A 16,478-nucleotide genomic window follows, 5' to 3' on the forward strand; every position below is an offset into this window, starting at 1 on the left:
CGACGCCCCCGATCTGAGACCATGAGCACGGGGCGAGAACAGGCGAGAACGAGAAAGAGGCGAGCATGATTCACTCAAGCCGCAGTCCGCAAGGCTCAACCCTCACCGACGACGCGTCGACCGTGATCGACTCGACCGCGCTCGAGGCCTCCGAGGTCGATCCCGCAGACGTGGTTGCTGCCGACGCTGCAGCACGCGACTTCGTCGCACGCCACACCAGCGATGCCACGACGACCCCGGGCGACGAGATCGGCAGGGCACTCGTGGTGGTGGTCGACGACCAGATCGCACACGGCGAGATCGCTGACGGACTCGGTCCGCTGGTCGGCGAGCTGCTCAACGAGGCAGGCTTCCACGTCGACGCAACCATCGCGGTGTCCGGCGACGAGGTAGAGATCCGCAACGCACTCAACACCGCGGTCATCGGGGGCGTCGACCTGGTGGTTTCGGTTGGCGGCGTCGGTGTCGGCGCTCGTGACGTGACGCCCGAGGCCACCGAGCCGCTGCTCGACCGTCGCCTCCGCGGCATCGAAGAGGCCGTCCGGAGTTCCGGTCTCGCGGCAGGTGCCACCGACGGCGGGCTCTCGCGGGGACTCGCAGGCATCTCGGGCCAGACGCTCGTGGTCAACATCGCCGAGTCGCGCGCAGCGATCCGCGACGGAATGGCGACAGTTGCTCCGTTGGCCAAGCACGTCATCGAGTCGATCAGCGAATTCTGAGTCGACGCCCTATCGGCACGACGTGATATCAGGAAATACGCATCCGTGCATGCTTCTGATTAACGTTCTGTTCATCAACAATTCGTGCGTAGAGCATTTTTCTCCTGAGACGGAGTAATCGATATGTCGCATGACGATGCGGATCGTCGAGTGGACGAGGGTGCGCGACGGAACGCGAAGCTGCGGCGCCGGATCGACGACGTATTCGGCGACGACCTTCCCGAATCGACCTCCGACGATCGTGACGAAGATCACAAAGGAGATTCTCAGGAGTGGTACCGCGCTCAGCGTCCGCCGCACTATGAGTGATTGGTCGGTTCTGACGTAGCCGACGCAGCGTGTTTTCCTTCTGTTAACACTGATCCTGACACTCACGTGAACTACTTCTGTGGAATGTCATAAGAAGATGTTGAGATCGTGCTGAGCGTTGCTGTTGCTCGTTTTGATATCGCTCGGATAACGTTCGCTCCGACAACACTCGGTTTCCGTGAGGGGAGGCCGGGCAGGTGGTCCTGCGGTCCGATGTATGTCGGTCGGCAGCAGTGGACGAGGGGCTAGGGAGATTAACGCTCCGGTGAGCATGCCGAAACAGTGTGTTAACCGGAGCGGAGAATGATTCCCGCGAGCCGCCAAGGTCAACCCGAGGGAACGGGTTCGTCTCCCTCGGATAACAGCCGAATCCTGTGAGAGGGAACGAATGAGCAAGTTCAGCAAGCTTGGGCGCCGCGGAGCTGCTGCGGCCGCCGTCGCTGCAGCAGCGGTGATCGGTGCCACCAGCATGGGGGCGGGACACGCGGAGGCCGGTGCGCTGGCAAACGGGTACAAGCAGTCCTCCGGTATCAACGCTGGTGAGACTGTCCAGATCTGGCGTAAGGGTGAGTCGGCAAACGCGGTTCCGACCGTGGCCAACAACCCAGCGTCGCGGGCCGCGGTGACGTCGGGCACCTACATTGCGAAGTTGGGTTCGGGACTCAGCGGCAACATCTCGCTCAACTACATCGTCGGATGCCAGGTGAACATCGATGGTCTCTCACTCGGCCTGACGGGCGGCTTCGACATAAGCCCGAGTATCAGTGCTAGTGGCAGTATTTCCTTGCCGCTGTCGCCGGGCCAGGTTGCGGTCGTCTCCGCGTTCGATAAGGACATCAAGGCGGGTGGGTCTTCAACGCTCCAGGCGACCGGTATTCAGGTCGCACTCCCCAACTGCGGTGGCTACGCATCAGCGCGGTCGGCAGTCAAGGTTGTGGCAGGAAACGGCTACAACACGGACAAGGGAACCGTGAACGGTTCAGGAACGTACTTGCAGTCGACCCTGTACGGACAGCCCTTCAGTCTCAACTGAGTGGCAGCAGATAAACAGCAACAATCTGAGATTTCTCTGCTTCCAAGCAGATTGACATTCCACGAAGGGGAATCATGAAGAAGATCAAGACGCGAGTGCTTGCCGCAGCGGGTGCTGTTGGCGCGGTCGTGATCGGGCTGTCGAGCCTGGGCGCCGGTGGAGCTGCTGCAGGTGCGCTGCCCGGCGGTAGCATCACCAAGAATCTTGCTGATGGGACGCCGGTTTCTGTCAAGCTTTTCGATGAGTACGCCAGCTATCAGCGTGCTGTGACCAACGTTCAGACCAGTCGCGAGGTGTGGGTTTCCGGCAAGGTAAAGGTTTCTGTCGGCGGCAAAGCGACAGGTGGAACGGTCAAGGCCGGATACTTGGTCGGATGCCAGGTGGACTTCGGCGCAGACGCTGGAGCTGCAGCTGGATTCAAGAACCAGGGAACCTGGTCGGATCTTGGCGACAGTGGCCTTCAGTACCCGAGGTTCAACAAGAACAACGGTGAGGCGGATCCGGCTCCCGGAGGTTCGGGCACGGTTACGTTGAAGCCCGGTGGAGTGTCGACCGTCTGGGTTATCAACACCACCTCGGGCTCTGACACGTCGTACTCGAACTACAACGTGAACTCCTACTCTTTCACCGGCAATACTGGCGGCGTCGCGTACAGCCAGGAGAAGTTCGGTGTCGATGGTTGTGCGGGTTATGCGCAGGCCAAGGCCATCGTTCAGGTCACGGTTGACACTGACAGTGTCAAGGGCGTTATCACTCTCTACGGCAAGCCCTTCAGCCTCGGCTGATCGCGCTCGTCGCGCACAACTGAACACACACCGCGGGGCGGGAACCAACTCGGTTCCCGCCCCGCGGTCGTTGCTGTGTGGGCGCAAGCGCCCGGCCGCTCATCGGCTACCGGTTCAGCTCCCGAAGAACGGGAACGGGAACCACGGGCGCGGGCGGGGGCGCGGCTGGGGCTGCGGCCGGCCGTGGTTGGTCTGGCCGGGCCGCTGGTTGCCGTGAGGCTGAGGCATCGTTGCTCCTCCAATAATTCGGTTGGTGATTCCTGATTCCTGCCGGCGTCCGATCATGATCGGCGCCAACCGAATTGAAGGTAGGGACCAAACCTTGCGGTCCGATGCCTAAGTCACTGTCAGTTACCTGGACGCACCAGCCCTGCCTCAGCCACCAGCGCTGCCAGCAACACAGAACCGGCCACGCCCGTGAGAGGGCGTGGCCGGTTCTGCGTAGGAGCCTGGTGACGAGCGGCGATCAGCGTGAGTGTCGTCCCGCGTCACCGGGGTTGTCGCCGGGGAACTGCGATCCCGGCGGCGGGTAGCTGCTCGGCGGGTAGTTCCCGGGCGGCGGATAGTTGCCCGGAGCGGGGTTGGGCGTCGGGTAGCCGGGCTGCGATCCTGGCTGGCTTGCCGGGTACGACGGCGGGTTCTGCTGAGGCTGTCCCGACGGGCCTTGATATGACGGCGGGTTGCCGTAGGTCGACGGCGCCTCGTACGGCGCCTGCGAGGCCGGTGGCGGCGTCGTGAGGCGTTGTGTGGGCTGCGGAGCGTCGGACTGGCCGGACGAGTACGGGTCGGAGGACGTCGAATACGTGCCGGGGGAGTCGGGGGTGCCCGACCCTGCTGAGGAGTCTCCGCCATTGCCTGAGTCGCTCAGGTGGTCCGGCAGGTTCTTCTCCGCGTCGGCCTTGGCCTTTGATGCGCCGTCGGGATCCATGAGGTCGCGGATCTCGGTGAGCAGGGCGACCTCGGTGACCTCGGCCTTCTTGCCGAAACCGCCGAGTTCGGCGAGCTTGTTGTACGGAAGGATGATGATGAAGTAGACGACCGCGGCGATGATCAAGAAGTTGATGACCGCGGTGAGTACGCCACCGAGATTGACGAAGGTCGACGACTTACCGCTGACCAGCTCGAACCCGAGGCCGTCGGCCTCGTTCGGGCTCCACGGAATCGTGTTGATGATCGGCTTGATGATGCCGTCGGTGAACGCGGTGACGATGGCGGTGAAGGCTGTGCCGATGATGACGGCCGTGGACAGATCGACCACGTTGCCCTTCATGATGAAATCCCTGAAACCCTTGAGCACTTTCCGTTCCTCTCATCGGTCGGGTGGGGACGTGCCTGGTGAGGTGTGACGGAAGCTGCTCAGTGGTGCACAGTCCGTTCCCCGTGATGTTAATGGAGTTATCCATCTACGTTGTGGAACCAAAGGAGGTTGTGTCCATGCAACGTTGTGCGAAGATGCCACATCAGATTCACAATCCGCAGATCAGTGCACGATTACGGCCAATGCAACGTCGAGCCCTGCCGCCGCGACGCGCAGTGCCGACTTCTGGTCCATTGCAAGGACCACGGGCGCAGATGACTGACTTCGGGCGGCGAGACCACTCGATGCCGGGCGTTCGGTACCCAACGCGACCACAGCGCGAACGGCCAGCACATCGGCCTCCGGGCCGATCACATCGACGACATCGCCTGCTCGCAGGAGTGCGGCGACCGCGTCGTCGGACAGACGTACCGGCACGAGGCGTGCATCGGCGGATGAGGTCAGCTGCTGTGGCAGCCGGGGCGAGAGGAGACGGGCGTCGGTCACGATCTCACCTGCCCTGATCACACCGGTGGCTGTCTTGCCTGTCCCGTCCCGTGACATGCGCAGCGCGCCCGACGGGACGAGGCCTGCTGCGACCCGCCGTGCAACGAGGTCTCCGGCGACCAACTCGGTGCCCGGCAGCAGGTCATGGGCGGCGACCATCACCGACTCGGCGTCTTTGTCGGCCCTGCCGAACGCCGCGATCGCAAGTGCGGCCACCACGAGCAACACCGCCGCCGATCGTCGAATCAACAGTGATCTCGTCCATCCCGGCCGTGCGGCGGCGACCGCGCGGTCGATGAGGCGTGGTCGGAGACCCTCTCCACGAGCTGTTCGCATGCGCGCACGGTAGCCCGCGTGGTTGACCGACAACCGTGGCCGCGGACAACCTGTGGACAACCACGCCATCTCAGACCGTCGGTGGATAAACCGGCCGCGGTATCGAACGTCGTCGACGACTCGCCCGCTGACCTGTTCGATTGGTGCATCGGGGCGTCGATGCGAGAGAATGGACAACGGTGCGCCGGGAAGTCTGGTCGGCAATCCGGGTTCGCGAACCCGGATTCACACGCCACCCGTCTCGGCCTCGGCGCCGAGACCGCACCGACAGGACCAGCACATGTCCCCAGAACACACCTCCGCACATGACCCGTCGACCGCCTCTGGCTCGTCGGAGACCACGGGTTCACCGGAGCGGACCGGTCCACCGGGGTGGCGTCGTCATCATCGTCGCGAGCGTTTTCGCAGAATCCTCTCCCTCGACACCACGAGCGGGATGCTGCTACTCGTCAGCGCCGCTGTGGCCGTCGTGCTCGCGAACTCGCCGTGGCGCGAGGCATATCACAACGTCTTGGCGTACGAGATCGGCCCGGAATCTCTGCATCTACACCTGTCGCTGAGCGAATGGGCAGCCGACGGTTTGCTCGCGATCTTCTTCTTCGTCGTCGGCGTCGAGTTGAAGCAGGAGTTCGTCGCCGGAAGTCTGCGTGACGTCCGCTTGGCCGGAGTGCCGATCGTCGCCGCAGTGGCCGGAATGATCACTCCCGCACTGTGTTACGTGGCGATCGTCGGAACACTCGATCCAGAAGCGTTGCGTGGCTGGGCGATTCCGACCGCCACCGATATCGCGTTCGCGCTGGCCGTCCTCGCGATCTTCGGGCGGGGGCTACCGATGGCGTTACGCACCTTCCTGCTCACCCTGGCGGTGGTCGACGACCTCCTCGGAATCACCGTGATCGCAGTCTTCTACACGGAGTCGATCGACTTCGTGATGCTCGGCTGCGCGCTTCTGACCATTGCCGTGTTCGGCGTCGTGGTTCGTCTGCCGCGCGCCTATCGTTGGCTGCTGCTGCCGCTGGCCGTCGTCGCGTGGGCGTGCATGCACGCCTCCGGTGTGCACTCCACTGTCGCCGGTGTTCTGCTCGGTCTCGTCGTGCCCGCACTCACCATCCGCGGGGAGCGGCTCTCGCGCACCGAGCTTCTCGACGAGACCGTGCGCCCGTGGTCGTCTGCTGTGGCGTTGCCGTTGTTCGCACTCGCCGCGGCGGGCGTCTCGGTGGTGGGAGCCGACGAGCCGCTGATCCAGCCGGTCTCGATCGGAATCGTGGTGGGGCTGTGCGTCGGCAAGATCGCCGGCGTGCTGGGCGCGACGGCGCTCATGACTCGGTTCACGCCGCTGCGACTTCCCGATTCGATCGGCCTGCGCGACCTCATCCCGGTCGGGATGCTCACCGGGATCGGCTTCACCGTCGCGCTGTTGATCGCCGAGCTCTCCTTCGGGGAGGCCGATCACGCCGCGCCTGCCAAGGGCGCGATCCTCGTCGGATCGGTGATCGCAGCGTGCATCGCCGCCGTCCTGCTGCGCTGGAACGCGCGGAAAGCCCGTGATCCGGACATGAACCGGGACGGCGTCGTCGACACCGACGTCGACGTGATCGGCGGCTGACTCCCGCGCGAGCGTCAGGCGTCGAGCTTCAGACGTCAGCCTCGACGGGGCGTCGTTTGTCGACCGGCTCGTAGTCTTCCCAGAACGTCGCTCCGGTGATACCGAGTGCGACCGGGTCGAATGTGGGGTCGATGCCCCGCTTGCGTTGATGCTCGTAGTCGCGCAGCGCCTTGAACGCCGGCTGCTGCAGGATCAGGATGCCGATGATGTTGAGCCAGGCCATGAGCCCGACGCCGATGTCGCCGAGCGTCCATGCCTCGGTGGCCGTCGAGACGGCGCCGATCACCACCGACACCAGGATCAGCACCTGCAGGCAGATCGTCGCGTTCGATCCGATGGTGCTGCGCAGCGGCCTGACGTACACGGTCGACGCCCGGCCGAGAAGGAATCGTAGGTTGGTCTCGGCCATGTAGTAGTAGGCGATGATCGTGGTGATGCAGAAGAACAGCAGCGAGATCGCGACGAACGACGATCCGGCGCCGCTCCACAGGGTGTCGAAGCCGGTCTGAACGAACGTCGGGCCGACCTCGGCGTCAGCGGGGAGATTACCGCCCTCGGCGATCACCGCTCCCGACTCCGACTCGCCCTCGAAGACGCGGTAGGCGCCTGTCGACAGGATGAGGAAGCCGGTGGCTGAGCAGACGAACAGGGTGTCGATGTAGACCGCGAACGCCTGCACGAGTCCCTGCTTGGCGGGGTGCGACACCTCGGCTGCTGCGGCCGCATGAGGTCCCGTGCCCTGCCCGGCCTCATTGGAGTACAGGCCGCGCTTGACGCCCCACATGATCGCGGCGCCGATGATCGCACCGAATGCGGCGTCGGCACCGAATGCGCTGGAGAAGACCGTCGAGATCACGTTCGGAACCACCGAGGCATTCATCGCCACGATCACGATCGCGACGATGATGTAGACGATCGCCATGAACGGCACGACGACGGACGCGAAGGTGGCGATCCGTTTGACGCCTCCGATGATCACCAGTGCGAGCACGATCACCGTGGCCACAGCGAAGACCCACTTCTCTATGCCCCAAGCGTTTTCGGCTGCGATGGCCATCGAGTTGGATTGCACGCTCGGCAGCAGCAGGCCGCACGCCAGCACGGTGACGGCGGCGAAGAGAAGTCCGTAGAGCTTGAAGGCCGGGGCCGCCTTGGTGTGGGCGAATGCACGGCTGAGGTAGTAGGCGGGCCCGCCGCGATATTCGCCGGTGAGGCGATCACGCGTCTTGTAGATCTGCGCGAGAGTGCATTCGACGAACGACGTCGACGCGCCGAGGAAGGCCACGAGCCACATCCAGAACAGTGCACCAGGCCCGCCGAAGGCGATTGCTGTGGCGACGCCTGCGATATTGCCGGTACCGACTCGACCGGCGAGCGACATCGTCAGCGCTTGAAACGACGACACGCCGTTGGGTGAGCTCTCGCCGTGGAACATCAGCTTGACCATGTCGGGGATGCGACGCAGCTGCACCAGGCGCGACCGTATCGAGAAGTACACGCCCGCACCCAGGCAGAGAAAGACGAGCGCGTTGCTCCAGACGTATCCGTTCACCGAATCCAAGAAGTCGGTCATGGGTCCCTCCGGGTAGCGGTGCCTCGGTGCGCGGCCGCGTGCCGCCGAGGCTTTGGCAGGCGTTTACCTTTCCATGGTTTGTGCTTTACTGCGCGCTGAATCGGTAAGTCGGGCGTCGCCGGGCCACTTGACCTGGCACAACGGTCGTAGGTTCCGAACTCTTGGCACTCGGAATGTAGGAGTGCCAGAGTTGGTTAGAATCAATGGCGAATCACTCAAGTCTTCGGAGGTACCGGTGCCCACCTACTCGTATGCGTGCACGGAGTGCGACAACAAGTTCGACATTGTTCAGTCGTTCTCCGATGACTCGCTGACCGAATGCCCGCAGTGCTCGGGTCGGCTGCGCAAGCTGTTCAACTCGGTCGGCATCGTGTTCAAGGGCAGCGGCTTCTATCGCACCGACTCGCGCTCGGGTTCATCGAGTTCTGAGTCCGCCTCGTCGAGCAGCAAGTCCGATGGCGGCTCGTCGTCGGAGAGCTCCTCGTCCGACAGCTCCTCGTCGAGCGCTTCGTCGTCGAGCAGCAGTGGATCGGGTAGCTCGTCGTCGAAGAGCGAATCGAAGAGCAGCACTCCGGCCTCGGCCTGAGATCAACGCAACCGACGAAATCCGCCCCCGGGCGTGAGCGCCCAGCCGACCGGAATGTCGTAATTTCCGGACGGAAGTGAGTCGACGACCTCGTCGTCGTAGACGACAGCCACGAGTTCGGCCGAGCTGCCGATGAGCGTGCGGTCGTAGTAGCCGGCGCCGCGGCCGAGCCGGACGCCGGTCTTGTCGACGGCGAGAGCGGGCACCAGCACCACCGAGGCGGCGTGCACGGCGTCGACGCCGAGGCGTTCGCCAGCTGGCTCCAATAGCCCCCATCGGCCGTTTCGCAGTGTGCTCGCGCCGTCGTAGCGGACCCAGTCCAGCGGTGCGGGATCACCGTCGGGGACGACCGGGACCAACACGCTCACGCCGCGGTCGATCAGTGCGTCGAGCATGGCCGGAGAGCCCGGTTCGGTGCCGATCGGTACGTAGGCGGCCACGGTGACGTCATACTCGAGCCTAAATGGTGCGGCGTACATCCAATCGGCAAGGTCGCCTGCGACCTGCTCGCGCACGAATGGCGACATCGCGCGGCGTCGGGCCGAGATCTCCTCGCGCAGCTGATTCTTGAGGGTGGCCACCGCGATTCTCCGCCTTTCTCCACACCGATCTGCATCCACGCACCCGCACTGTAGCGCCCGAAGGTGACGAGGTGGTCGAGGTCACGTCCATCGGTCAGGTGATCGGCAACCCTTCGCAAGGACGCCGTCAGACTCCGACATTAGGGTGTGCCTATGACGTCCAGCGTGAGTAAGTCGAGCACTGCCGATTTCGCCGAGTACTCGTCTGTCCCCAACACCCCGCCGATCCCGCGGACCGCGGTCGTACCCGCAGCAGGTCTCGGCACCCGATTCCTGCCTGCGACCAAGACGGTTCCCAAGGAGTTGCTGCCCGTCGTCGACACGCCGGGTATCGAACTCGTGGCCGAAGAAGCCAAGTCTGCGGGTGCGGAACGGCTGTTGATCATCACCTCACCCGGCAAAGACGGAGTGGTCGCGCATTTCGTCGAGGATCTGGTCCTCGAGAACACTCTCGCCAAGCGGGGGAAGGCCGCGATGCTCGCCAAGGTGCGCAAGGCGCCGTCGCTGCTCGAGGTTGCGTCGGTCGTGCAGGAGAAACCACTCGGCCTCGGGCATGCGGTCGGGTGCGTCGAGCCGTATCTCGACGACGACGAGGACGCCATCGCGGTACTGCTTCCCGATGACCTGGTCCTTCCGGGCGGAGTGCTCGAGGTGATGGCCCGCACCAGGCAGCGTCGCGGCGGCTCGGTCCTCTGTGCCATCGAGGTCCCAGAAGACCGGATCAGTGCCTACGGGGTATTCGACGTCGAAGAGCTACCCGACGCCCACAATCCCAACGTGATGAAGCTCAAGGGCATGGTCGAGAAGCCCGAGCCCGGCGACGCGCCGTCGAATCTGGCCGCCGCCGGACGCTACATCCTCGACCGCAAGATCTTCGACGCCCTGCGTCGGATCGAGCCGGGCGCGGGAGGCGAACTGCAGCTCACCGACGCCATTGCGCTGCTGATCGAAGAGGGCGAGCCGGTCCACGTCGTCGTACACAAGGGCACCCGACATGATCTGGGTAACCCCGGTGGCTACCTGAAGGCGGCGGTCGACTTCGCTCTCGACCGCGACGACTACGGCCCCGACCTGCGTGAATGGCTGGTAGAGCGGCTCGCATCCGACTGACGGTTAGGCAGTCGGCGTGTGCGGGCATGCAGCGATCGGTGAGCCGGTTCCGCGCGCCTGCCACGCTGATGTCGACGCAACCACTAACGTCATTGCCTGACGTGTGTCCGGCGAGGCGATGAGGTGAGATGCGGTCCGTCGAAGATCATCTGACGCTGGTGACCGCCGCGGCGGTGGCACCGCGGCCGGTGCGGGTGGCCATCTCCGAGGCCCAGGGCTTGATGTGTGCCGAGGAGGTCGTCACCGAGCGGCCGATGCCGGGCTTCGACCAGGCAGCCATCGACGGCTATGCCGTGCGTGCCGTCGATGTGGCGCTTGCCGGCGTGATGGCGCCCGAGGATTCCGAAGAGTTCGAGGAGTTCGACGCCGGTGGCGCAGAGTTGGTCGACCTCGAACCCGGGGAGCCGATGATCGTGTCGCTCCCCGTGGTCGGGGAGGTCGCGCCCGGTGCACGCACGCCCACCCGGCTCCAACCGAGGCAGGCGGTGCGCGTCGAGACGGGTGCTCCCATGCCGACACTCGCCGACGCCGTGGTGCCGTTGCGCTGGACCGACGGCGGCGAACAGAAGGTCAAGATCGGGCACGGCGTCGACAGCGGTGATTACGTTCGACGCATCGGCGACGACGTGCAGCCCGGCGACGTAGCGGTTCGTGCCGGATCGATCATCGGTCCGGCCCAGGTGGGTCTGCTGGCCGCAGTCGGCCAGTCGCGGGTGCTGGTCCATCCCAAGCCGCGGCTGTCGGTGATCTCGGTCGGCAGCGAACTCGTCGACATCGACCGCACTCCCGGACCCGGCCAGATCTACGACGTGAACAGCTACTCGCTTGCCGCCGCCGCGCGCGACGCCGGCGCCGACGTGAACCGGGTGGGACTGGCGGAGCGCGAATCGTCGCGGCTGCGAGAAGTGGTTGAGGCGCAACTCATCCGCTCGGAGATCGTGGTGATCTGTGGGGCGGTCGGTGGGACGGCATCTCGGGCCATCGCCGACGCGCTCGCCGACCTCGGCGACCTCGAGATCGCGCGAGTGGCGATGCACCCGGGGTCGGTGCAGGGCTTCGGCCGACTCGGCCGGGACGAGGTTCCGACGTTTCTGCTACCCGCCAATCCGGTGAGCGCACTGGTGACGTTCGAGGTCATGGTCCGGCCGTTGATTCGGATCGCGCTGGGTAAACGGCAGCCGATGCGACGCGTGATCACGGCCAGGACGATCGGGCCGATCGCATCCGTCAAGGGCCGCAAGGGATACCTCCGCGGACAGCTGATGCGTGACGAGAAGTCGGGGGAGTACCTGGTCCAGGTGCTCGGGGCGTCGCCGACAGGGTCGTCGCATCTGCTGGCCGAACTCGCCGACGCGAACTGTCTGATCATCGTCGACCCCGACGTCGAAGAACTCGGTACGGGCGACGAGGTGGAGGTCGCCTTCCTCGCTCAGCGCGGATGACGGACGGCACCGGCCGGGTGACGATGACGGTCGTCGTCGGTGCGATCTGTGCATGTACGCGAGCCGGTCACGCGCGAACGTTCACCGAATAGACTCATCGACGTGTTCAGATGGTTGAGCGGTGTTCCGGCCAGTCCGGGATGGCCTGCGACGTTGGGGCCATTGGGTTCTCGGGGTGGCGCGGTGACGCTGCGTCCGGTGCGGGTCCGTGATGCCAAGAGCTGGAGTGATCTTCGGATCCGCAATCAGAACTCACTGATGCCCTGGGAGCCCACGGGTGTGGGGAGTTGGGCCGAGCGGCATCAACCCGCCTCGTGGCCGCCCCTGTACGCGATCCTCAAATCCGAGGCCAAGCGCGGCACCATCCTGCCGTTGGTCATCGAACTCGACGGCAGGTACGTCGGACAGCTCACCGTCGGCAACATCCAGCGTGGTGCCGTGCGCACCGCATGGATCGGTTACTGGATAGACCAGGAGCACTTCGGTCAGGGAATCACCACTGCCGCAGTCGCTTTGGGTGTCGATCATTGTTTCGGCCCGGTTGGTCTACATCGTTTGGAGGCGACGGTGCAGCCGGCTAACGCGGCGTCGCAGGCGGTGTTGACCAAGCTCGGATTCCGGCGCGAGGGTCTCCTGGAGCGCTACATGGACGTCAACAAGCGGTGGCGTGATCACATCCTGTTCGCACTGACCGCCGAGGAGATCCCCGAGGGTGCCGTTGAACGTCTGGTGAGGTCCGGGCGGGCGAGCTTCCTATAGCCGCCGTCCGCGTGGGTAGGGTCCACGGTATGGCCGAGTCAACGGGTGGTACGTCGGAGCTGTTGGAGATCGTGGTCCGGGGCAATGCGCGGGACAGCTATGCGCCAGAGCGTGCGCTGCTCTCCCTGTCGGCGGGCTTCTCGGGGCCGAATCGCGAGACGGTCTATACCGACGCTGTCGGGGTGCAGCGTCGAATTGTTGATTCGCTGGCCGCGTTGGACGAGCAGGGTGCGGTCTCGACATGGCATAGCGAATCGGTACACGTCTGGTCATACCGCCCCGTCGACAACGAGGGGAATCCGCGAGAACCGCTGTACACCACACGGATTCAGATACACGCCGAATTCGTCGACTTCGACGAGCTGAACGCGTTCATCGACGCGTGGGCCACCGTCGAGGGCGTCGAGGTTGGCCGTGTCGGGTGGGACGTCACCGACGCCGCACGACTCGAGCACGAGCGAGACCTGCGCCGCCGGGCGGTCGACGATGCTGTGGCCAAGGCCCAGGCCTACTCCGACGCGGTGGGTCGGGGACCGGTCCGGGCCATCCAGCTTGCCGATCCCGACATGCTCGCCACAGGACCGCAGGCCAGGATCATGCCGATGATGGCTACGGCCGCACCCGACGCCGCGTCGACGTTGGAGCTGCGGCCCGAGGATATCCAGATCGCCGTCGCCGTCGACGCCCGATTCGTCGCGGGGTAGGCGCCGGGCCGCCGAGATCATGCCGACCGCAGACCGCACTGTATGACGCGGCTGAGAAGGCCATATGAATCGGTCCAATCTGGCCGGAGCTCGGCGCGTCTACCCAGTTGGCGCGGTCGTCGCACATAGATTGTGGGGTGGTCCGGTGTAACCAGAGTGAGTGAAGGGAGAGGTCGAATGCCGAACTCCGTGCTGTGGGTCTGCCTCGTCGTGGTGTGGCTCTTCGTCCTCGTCCCCATGGTCATCAAGGGGCGGCCGCAGATGCGCAAGTCAACGGAAGCCGCGCGCATGACGCGACTGCTGCACCGCGGCGGTACCGCGACGAAGGCCCGGGTCGCTCGACGTTCGGCAGGCGCGCACCCCCATGACCCGTCCTGGACGTCGAGAAGGACCTCGCGCTCGACGACCCGCACCGCCACGGCGGTCCTCGACGAGAACGAGACCGACATCGACGACTCTGACATCGACGACTCCGCCTCAGATGACGCGTCGACCCCTCGTCAGGCGACCAAGACCAAGCGCGTAGCCGAGACCACGGTGCATGCACCCACGGGTGACTCGGAAGCGGACGACGAGGTCGACGCCGACTTTGATGCGGACGATCTCGAGGACGACCTGTCCGACGACGATGTCACGCTCACAGGTGAACTCGTCGACTCCGAGGACGATGACGACACCGACGACAGCTCGGACATCGTCGATGTTGAAGTCGACGACGCGGACGCCGACTCTGACAATGCGGCCGACGACGTCGAACCCGTTGAGCTCGAAGATGATTCGGACCTCGACGATGAGGCGGACTACGAGGACGCCGAATACGACGCCGACGATGAATACGACGACGCCGACGATGAGTATGACGACGACCTCGATGACGAGTACGACGACGCAGATTACGACGTAGATGACGAGTACGACGAAGATGATGACGCCGACGGCCCAGGCGACGTAGAGGACGACTACCTCGACGAGGTCGACGGCTACGAGAACCCCACGCCGCGCGACAAGCGCTCTGCGGCAGCGGAAGCCGAGCCTGCGCACGCCGTTGATCGCGGGCGTACACGTGATGCCCGACGCTCCGGCGCATCGTTCGAGGAGCGTGACAGGAAGATTCGTTACCGCGAGCGGCAGCGCGTCGCCATCGCGCTGTTGACGTTGGTCGTCATCTCGATCGTGCTCGGGGCATTCGTAGGCACGGTCGGCTGGATCGCCACGGGGATCTCCGTCGTCATGCTGTTCGCCTACCTGGCGTATCTGCGCAGTGCGGTCCGCAACGAGCAGCGGCTACGTGCGCAGCGCGCGGCCCGTATGGCCCGTCAGCGTCGCCAGGACGAGGAGCGTCGACGCCGCGAAATGGCGGCACCGCCCTTCGTGCCAGTGGTGGAGCCCGCACCTCAGATGCGCAGGCCCGGTGGCGCCGTCGTCGTCGAAATCGACGATGAGGACCCAATTTTCGATCACATCCCGCCGTTCCAGCGGCGTCGGATCATGCGTGAGGACGCGGACTTCCGTCGGGCTGCTGCCGGCTGACACTGATCGCGTCCGGATGGTTCTTGATCCACGTGGCGGTATCACTGACGGCGCGGCGGAGCGCGAAACTCTCGCCCACATAGGTGATCGGTGCGCCGACAACCGGGATGTAGCTGAGCATTTCGAGGAGCTTGGGCGGCCCCGGACGACGGTCGAGTTCGTCGTTGGCCTTCCGTAGGATCTGCGCGACTTCCCACAACCCGCTGATGACCGACCAGCCGCGACGCTTCTTTTTCGACGACGTGTCGGCGAATGGGTCTGTATCTGCGGCTGCGTCGGCGCTGAGTTCCCGATCGCTGAGTACCGATGCCAGGAGGCGCACCTGGTCGGTGCGATCGGTGACCCCGTACTCGCGCGCGACGGCGGTGAGCACGATGGCCTGATTGGCGTAGCCAAGCGCACTGCTCAGCGGCAGGGCTTTGGCCCAGGCGCCGAACACACCGGGGTAGGAGACTGCGACGTTGTTGAGCGCCCCGACGCGCTTGACCCACCACTTGGCGCGCTCCTCGATCGAGAGTTCTGACCACCCGTGCGTCCCCGGCCAGTCCGCCACATCGAGACCATGCGCGACGATGTGCCGCACCTTGTCGAGGCGGGAACGGTCCTGCGGGTCGTCGTCGAAGGTGCTGGCCTTGATCCCCAGCGGATCCGAAGAGGCGAGGGCGTCGAGGATCGGATTGATAATGCCGATCGCGCGGTCGAGGGCGGTTGCGAGCTCTTTCTCGGACATCGTGGCCACGGATTGCAGCCTAACCGAAAGCCGGTTCGATCAACGTCTGCCGCGACGCCGACGAGGCGTTTGTGACCTTCCCCGCGGCGACTGCTAGAGTGTCCTACGGCTGGTCACGCAGTGACCACCCGGGGCTATGGCGCAGTTGGTAGCGCGACTCGTTCGCATCGAGTAGGTCAGGGGTTCGATTCCCCTTAGCTCCACCAGAGTGTTCTGACTCGAACCGGTTCCGAGAGGATGTCGGTGAGGGAAAGCCGAATTCGACGATCTTCTATGCACGGTCGAACATGTCGTGATCAACGATCGTTGTGCCTGCCTGTTCAGACGCCGAGGTCGCACCTTCCGTGTGCGTTGACGTGGCTCGGGGTCGCCTGGTTACGTCGGTAGCTTCTTGAGAGTCGCTGTGGCCTGTTTGCGTACTTCGCTGTCAGGATCGTCGAGGTAGCGTTCGATGGTTGGTCGAAGTCCGTTGGGTAGTGGTGTGTACTGCCGGATGAATTTGATGCCGAGGGCTCGGACGCTGGGGTCGTCGATCTGATCGACGACGAGGTGGAGGCCGTCGGGTAGTCCCTGCTTGATGATCCATTCGAGGACGGCGGCTCGTCCTGATCCCAGGCTGCGGTCGGCGGCGATCGTGGCCATGTCGTCGTAGTCGGATGGGACTGCGAGGAATCGCAGCGCGTTGCCCGCGGCGTACGCATTGACCTCGGGAAGTGGCGGCTCGAGGTAGTACTGGTCGATCAGGAGCGGCACCAGTTCGGGGTACCGCTCGTTGGTGTTGACCAGATCGGTCAACGTGCGAAAAGGTAGTCCCGCCTTCTTACTGATCGGCGTGATGTCATCGGAAATGAGTGCATGCGCCTGTTGACGG

17 protein-coding genes and 1 tRNA gene are annotated in these 16,478 nt (G+C 64.6%); 12 read left to right on the forward strand and 6 right to left on the reverse strand.

The genetic code is table 11. The features are described from left to right. Window positions 1-65 precede the first annotated feature (65 nt). The 4 genes from GOACH_RS11200 to GOACH_RS11215 all read left to right on the forward strand — a co-directional run bounded on the left by GOACH_RS11200 (window position 66) and on the right by GOACH_RS11215 (window position 2,846). Window positions 66-719, forward strand: coding sequence for a MogA/MoaB family molybdenum cofactor biosynthesis protein (locus GOACH_RS11200; RefSeq protein ID WP_005174610.1), 654 nt, complete (start codon window positions 66-68; stop codon window positions 717-719). A gap of 123 nt (window positions 720-842) precedes the next feature. After that, window positions 843-1,028, forward strand: coding sequence for a hypothetical protein (locus tag GOACH_RS11205; protein WP_005174614.1), 186 nt, complete (start codon window positions 843-845; stop codon window positions 1,026-1,028). A 388-nt stretch (window positions 1,029-1,416) separates the two neighbouring features. Further along, on the forward strand, window positions 1,417-2,061 hold the full coding sequence (locus GOACH_RS11210; RefSeq protein ID WP_005174616.1) for an MspA family porin: 645 nt from the start codon (window positions 1,417-1,419) through the stop codon (window positions 2,059-2,061). A 74-nt stretch (window positions 2,062-2,135) separates the two neighbouring features. Then, a complete protein-coding gene (locus GOACH_RS11215; protein ID WP_005174617.1) occupies window positions 2,136-2,846 on the forward strand; it encodes an MspA family porin in 711 nt (236 codons plus the stop codon). A gap of 466 nt (window positions 2,847-3,312) precedes the next feature. Here the strand turns inward: GOACH_RS11215 and mscL are convergent, their stop codons facing one another. Beyond that, entirely contained in the window at window positions 3,313-4,143 is an 831-nt protein-coding gene (gene mscL, locus GOACH_RS11220) for a large conductance mechanosensitive channel protein MscL (protein ID WP_005174620.1), read from the reverse strand. 183 nt (window positions 4,144-4,326) lie between these two features. Continuing rightward, entirely contained in the window at window positions 4,327-4,986 is a 660-nt protein-coding gene (locus GOACH_RS11225; RefSeq protein ID WP_005174621.1) for an SAF domain-containing protein, read from the reverse strand. Between the two features lie 280 nt (window positions 4,987-5,266). Between GOACH_RS11225 and nhaA the strand changes: the two genes are divergently transcribed. Further along, window positions 5,267-6,592, forward strand: a complete 1,326-nt coding sequence (nhaA, locus tag GOACH_RS11230) for a Na+/H+ antiporter NhaA (protein ID WP_083859052.1) — start codon at window positions 5,267-5,269, stop codon at window positions 6,590-6,592. A gap of 28 nt (window positions 6,593-6,620) precedes the next feature. Here nhaA and GOACH_RS11235 read toward each other — a convergent pair whose 3' ends face one another. Continuing rightward, complete coding sequence (locus tag GOACH_RS11235) at window positions 6,621-8,165, reverse strand: alanine/glycine:cation symporter family protein (RefSeq protein ID WP_005174624.1); 1,545 nt, start codon at window positions 8,163-8,165, stop codon at window positions 6,621-6,623. Between the two features lie 235 nt (window positions 8,166-8,400). On the opposite strand from GOACH_RS11235, the gene GOACH_RS23325 reads away from it, so the two are divergent. Beyond that, window positions 8,401-8,751: an FmdB family zinc ribbon protein gene (locus tag GOACH_RS23325; protein WP_083859048.1), complete on the forward strand. Its 351-nt coding sequence runs from the start codon at window positions 8,401-8,403 to the stop codon at window positions 8,749-8,751. 2 nt (window positions 8,752-8,753) lie between these two features. On the opposite strand, the gene GOACH_RS11245 is transcribed toward GOACH_RS23325, so the two are convergent. After that, complete coding sequence (locus GOACH_RS11245; RefSeq protein ID WP_005174627.1) at window positions 8,754-9,332, reverse strand: 5-formyltetrahydrofolate cyclo-ligase; 579 nt, start codon at window positions 9,330-9,332, stop codon at window positions 8,754-8,756. A 153-nt stretch (window positions 9,333-9,485) separates the two neighbouring features. Between GOACH_RS11245 and GOACH_RS11250 the strand changes: the two genes are divergently transcribed. The 5 genes from GOACH_RS11250 to GOACH_RS11270 all read left to right on the forward strand — a co-directional run bounded on the left by GOACH_RS11250 (window position 9,486) and on the right by GOACH_RS11270 (window position 14,877). Further along, window positions 9,486-10,442 (forward strand): UTP--glucose-1-phosphate uridylyltransferase, encoded by a 957-nt coding sequence (locus tag GOACH_RS11250; protein ID WP_040518383.1) that lies wholly within the window; start codon window positions 9,486-9,488, stop codon window positions 10,440-10,442. A gap of 128 nt (window positions 10,443-10,570) precedes the next feature. After that, window positions 10,571-11,884 (forward strand): molybdotransferase-like divisome protein Glp, encoded by a 1,314-nt coding sequence (glp, locus tag GOACH_RS11255; RefSeq protein ID WP_005174631.1) that lies wholly within the window; start codon window positions 10,571-10,573, stop codon window positions 11,882-11,884. A gap of 102 nt (window positions 11,885-11,986) precedes the next feature. Beyond that, window positions 11,987-12,643: a GNAT family N-acetyltransferase gene (locus GOACH_RS11260; protein WP_040518385.1), complete on the forward strand. Its 657-nt coding sequence runs from the start codon at window positions 11,987-11,989 to the stop codon at window positions 12,641-12,643. Between the two features lie 29 nt (window positions 12,644-12,672). Next, a complete protein-coding gene (locus GOACH_RS11265) occupies window positions 12,673-13,347 on the forward strand; it encodes an SIMPL domain-containing protein (RefSeq protein ID WP_005174633.1) in 675 nt (224 codons plus the stop codon). 177 nt (window positions 13,348-13,524) lie between these two features. After that, window positions 13,525-14,877: a SepX/GlpR family protein gene (locus tag GOACH_RS11270; protein WP_005174634.1), complete on the forward strand. Its 1,353-nt coding sequence runs from the start codon at window positions 13,525-13,527 to the stop codon at window positions 14,875-14,877. Here GOACH_RS11270 and GOACH_RS11275 read toward each other — a convergent pair. Continuing rightward, the gene (locus tag GOACH_RS11275) at window positions 14,834-15,616 is read right to left on the reverse strand and encodes a hypothetical protein (RefSeq protein ID WP_005174635.1); all 783 of its coding nucleotides are present in this window, start codon (window positions 15,614-15,616) and stop codon (window positions 14,834-14,836) included. The genes GOACH_RS11270 and GOACH_RS11275 overlap by 44 nt on opposite strands. Before the next feature lie 121 nt (window positions 15,617-15,737). Between GOACH_RS11275 and GOACH_RS11280 the strand changes: the two genes are divergently transcribed. Further along, window positions 15,738-15,813 (forward strand) — tRNA-Ala (locus tag GOACH_RS11280). 169 nt (window positions 15,814-15,982) lie between these two features. Here the strand turns inward: GOACH_RS11280 and GOACH_RS11285 are convergent. Further along, window positions 15,983-16,478 (reverse strand): hypothetical protein (locus GOACH_RS11285; RefSeq protein ID WP_005174636.1); only part of this gene is annotated, 496 nt, incomplete at its 5' end.

The sequence above is a fragment of the Gordonia aichiensis NBRC 108223 genome, from assembly GCF_000332975.1.
GTDB classification, from domain to species: Bacteria; Actinomycetota; Actinomycetes; order Mycobacteriales; family Mycobacteriaceae; genus Gordonia; species Gordonia aichiensis.

Excerpts from the sequence above, each read along its gene's own strand:
- GOACH_RS11225 (WP_005174621.1), bottom strand. The coding sequence starts at position 4,986 with ATGCGAACAGCTCGTGGAGAGGGTCTCCGACCACGCCTCATCGACCGC.
- glp (WP_005174631.1), top strand. The coding sequence starts at position 10,571 with ATGCGGTCCGTCGAAGATCATCTGACGCTGGTGACCGCCGCGGCGGTG.
- GOACH_RS11205 (WP_005174614.1), top strand. The coding sequence starts at position 843 with ATGTCGCATGACGATGCGGATCGTCGAGTGGACGAGGGTGCGCGACGG.
- GOACH_RS11250 (WP_040518383.1), top strand. The coding sequence starts at position 9,486 with ATGACGTCCAGCGTGAGTAAGTCGAGCACTGCCGATTTCGCCGAGTAC.
- GOACH_RS11265 (WP_005174633.1), top strand. The coding sequence starts at position 12,673 with ATGGCCGAGTCAACGGGTGGTACGTCGGAGCTGTTGGAGATCGTGGTC.
- GOACH_RS11235 (WP_005174624.1), bottom strand. The coding sequence starts at position 8,165 with ATGACCGACTTCTTGGATTCGGTGAACGGATACGTCTGGAGCAACGCG.
- GOACH_RS11210 (WP_005174616.1), top strand. The coding sequence starts at position 1,417 with ATGAGCAAGTTCAGCAAGCTTGGGCGCCGCGGAGCTGCTGCGGCCGCC.
- GOACH_RS11200 (WP_005174610.1), top strand. The coding sequence starts at position 66 with ATGATTCACTCAAGCCGCAGTCCGCAAGGCTCAACCCTCACCGACGAC.
- nhaA (WP_083859052.1), top strand. The coding sequence starts at position 5,267 with ATGTCCCCAGAACACACCTCCGCACATGACCCGTCGACCGCCTCTGGC.
- GOACH_RS11270 (WP_005174634.1), top strand. The coding sequence starts at position 13,525 with ATGCCGAACTCCGTGCTGTGGGTCTGCCTCGTCGTGGTGTGGCTCTTC.
- GOACH_RS11215 (WP_005174617.1), top strand. The coding sequence starts at position 2,136 with ATGAAGAAGATCAAGACGCGAGTGCTTGCCGCAGCGGGTGCTGTTGGC.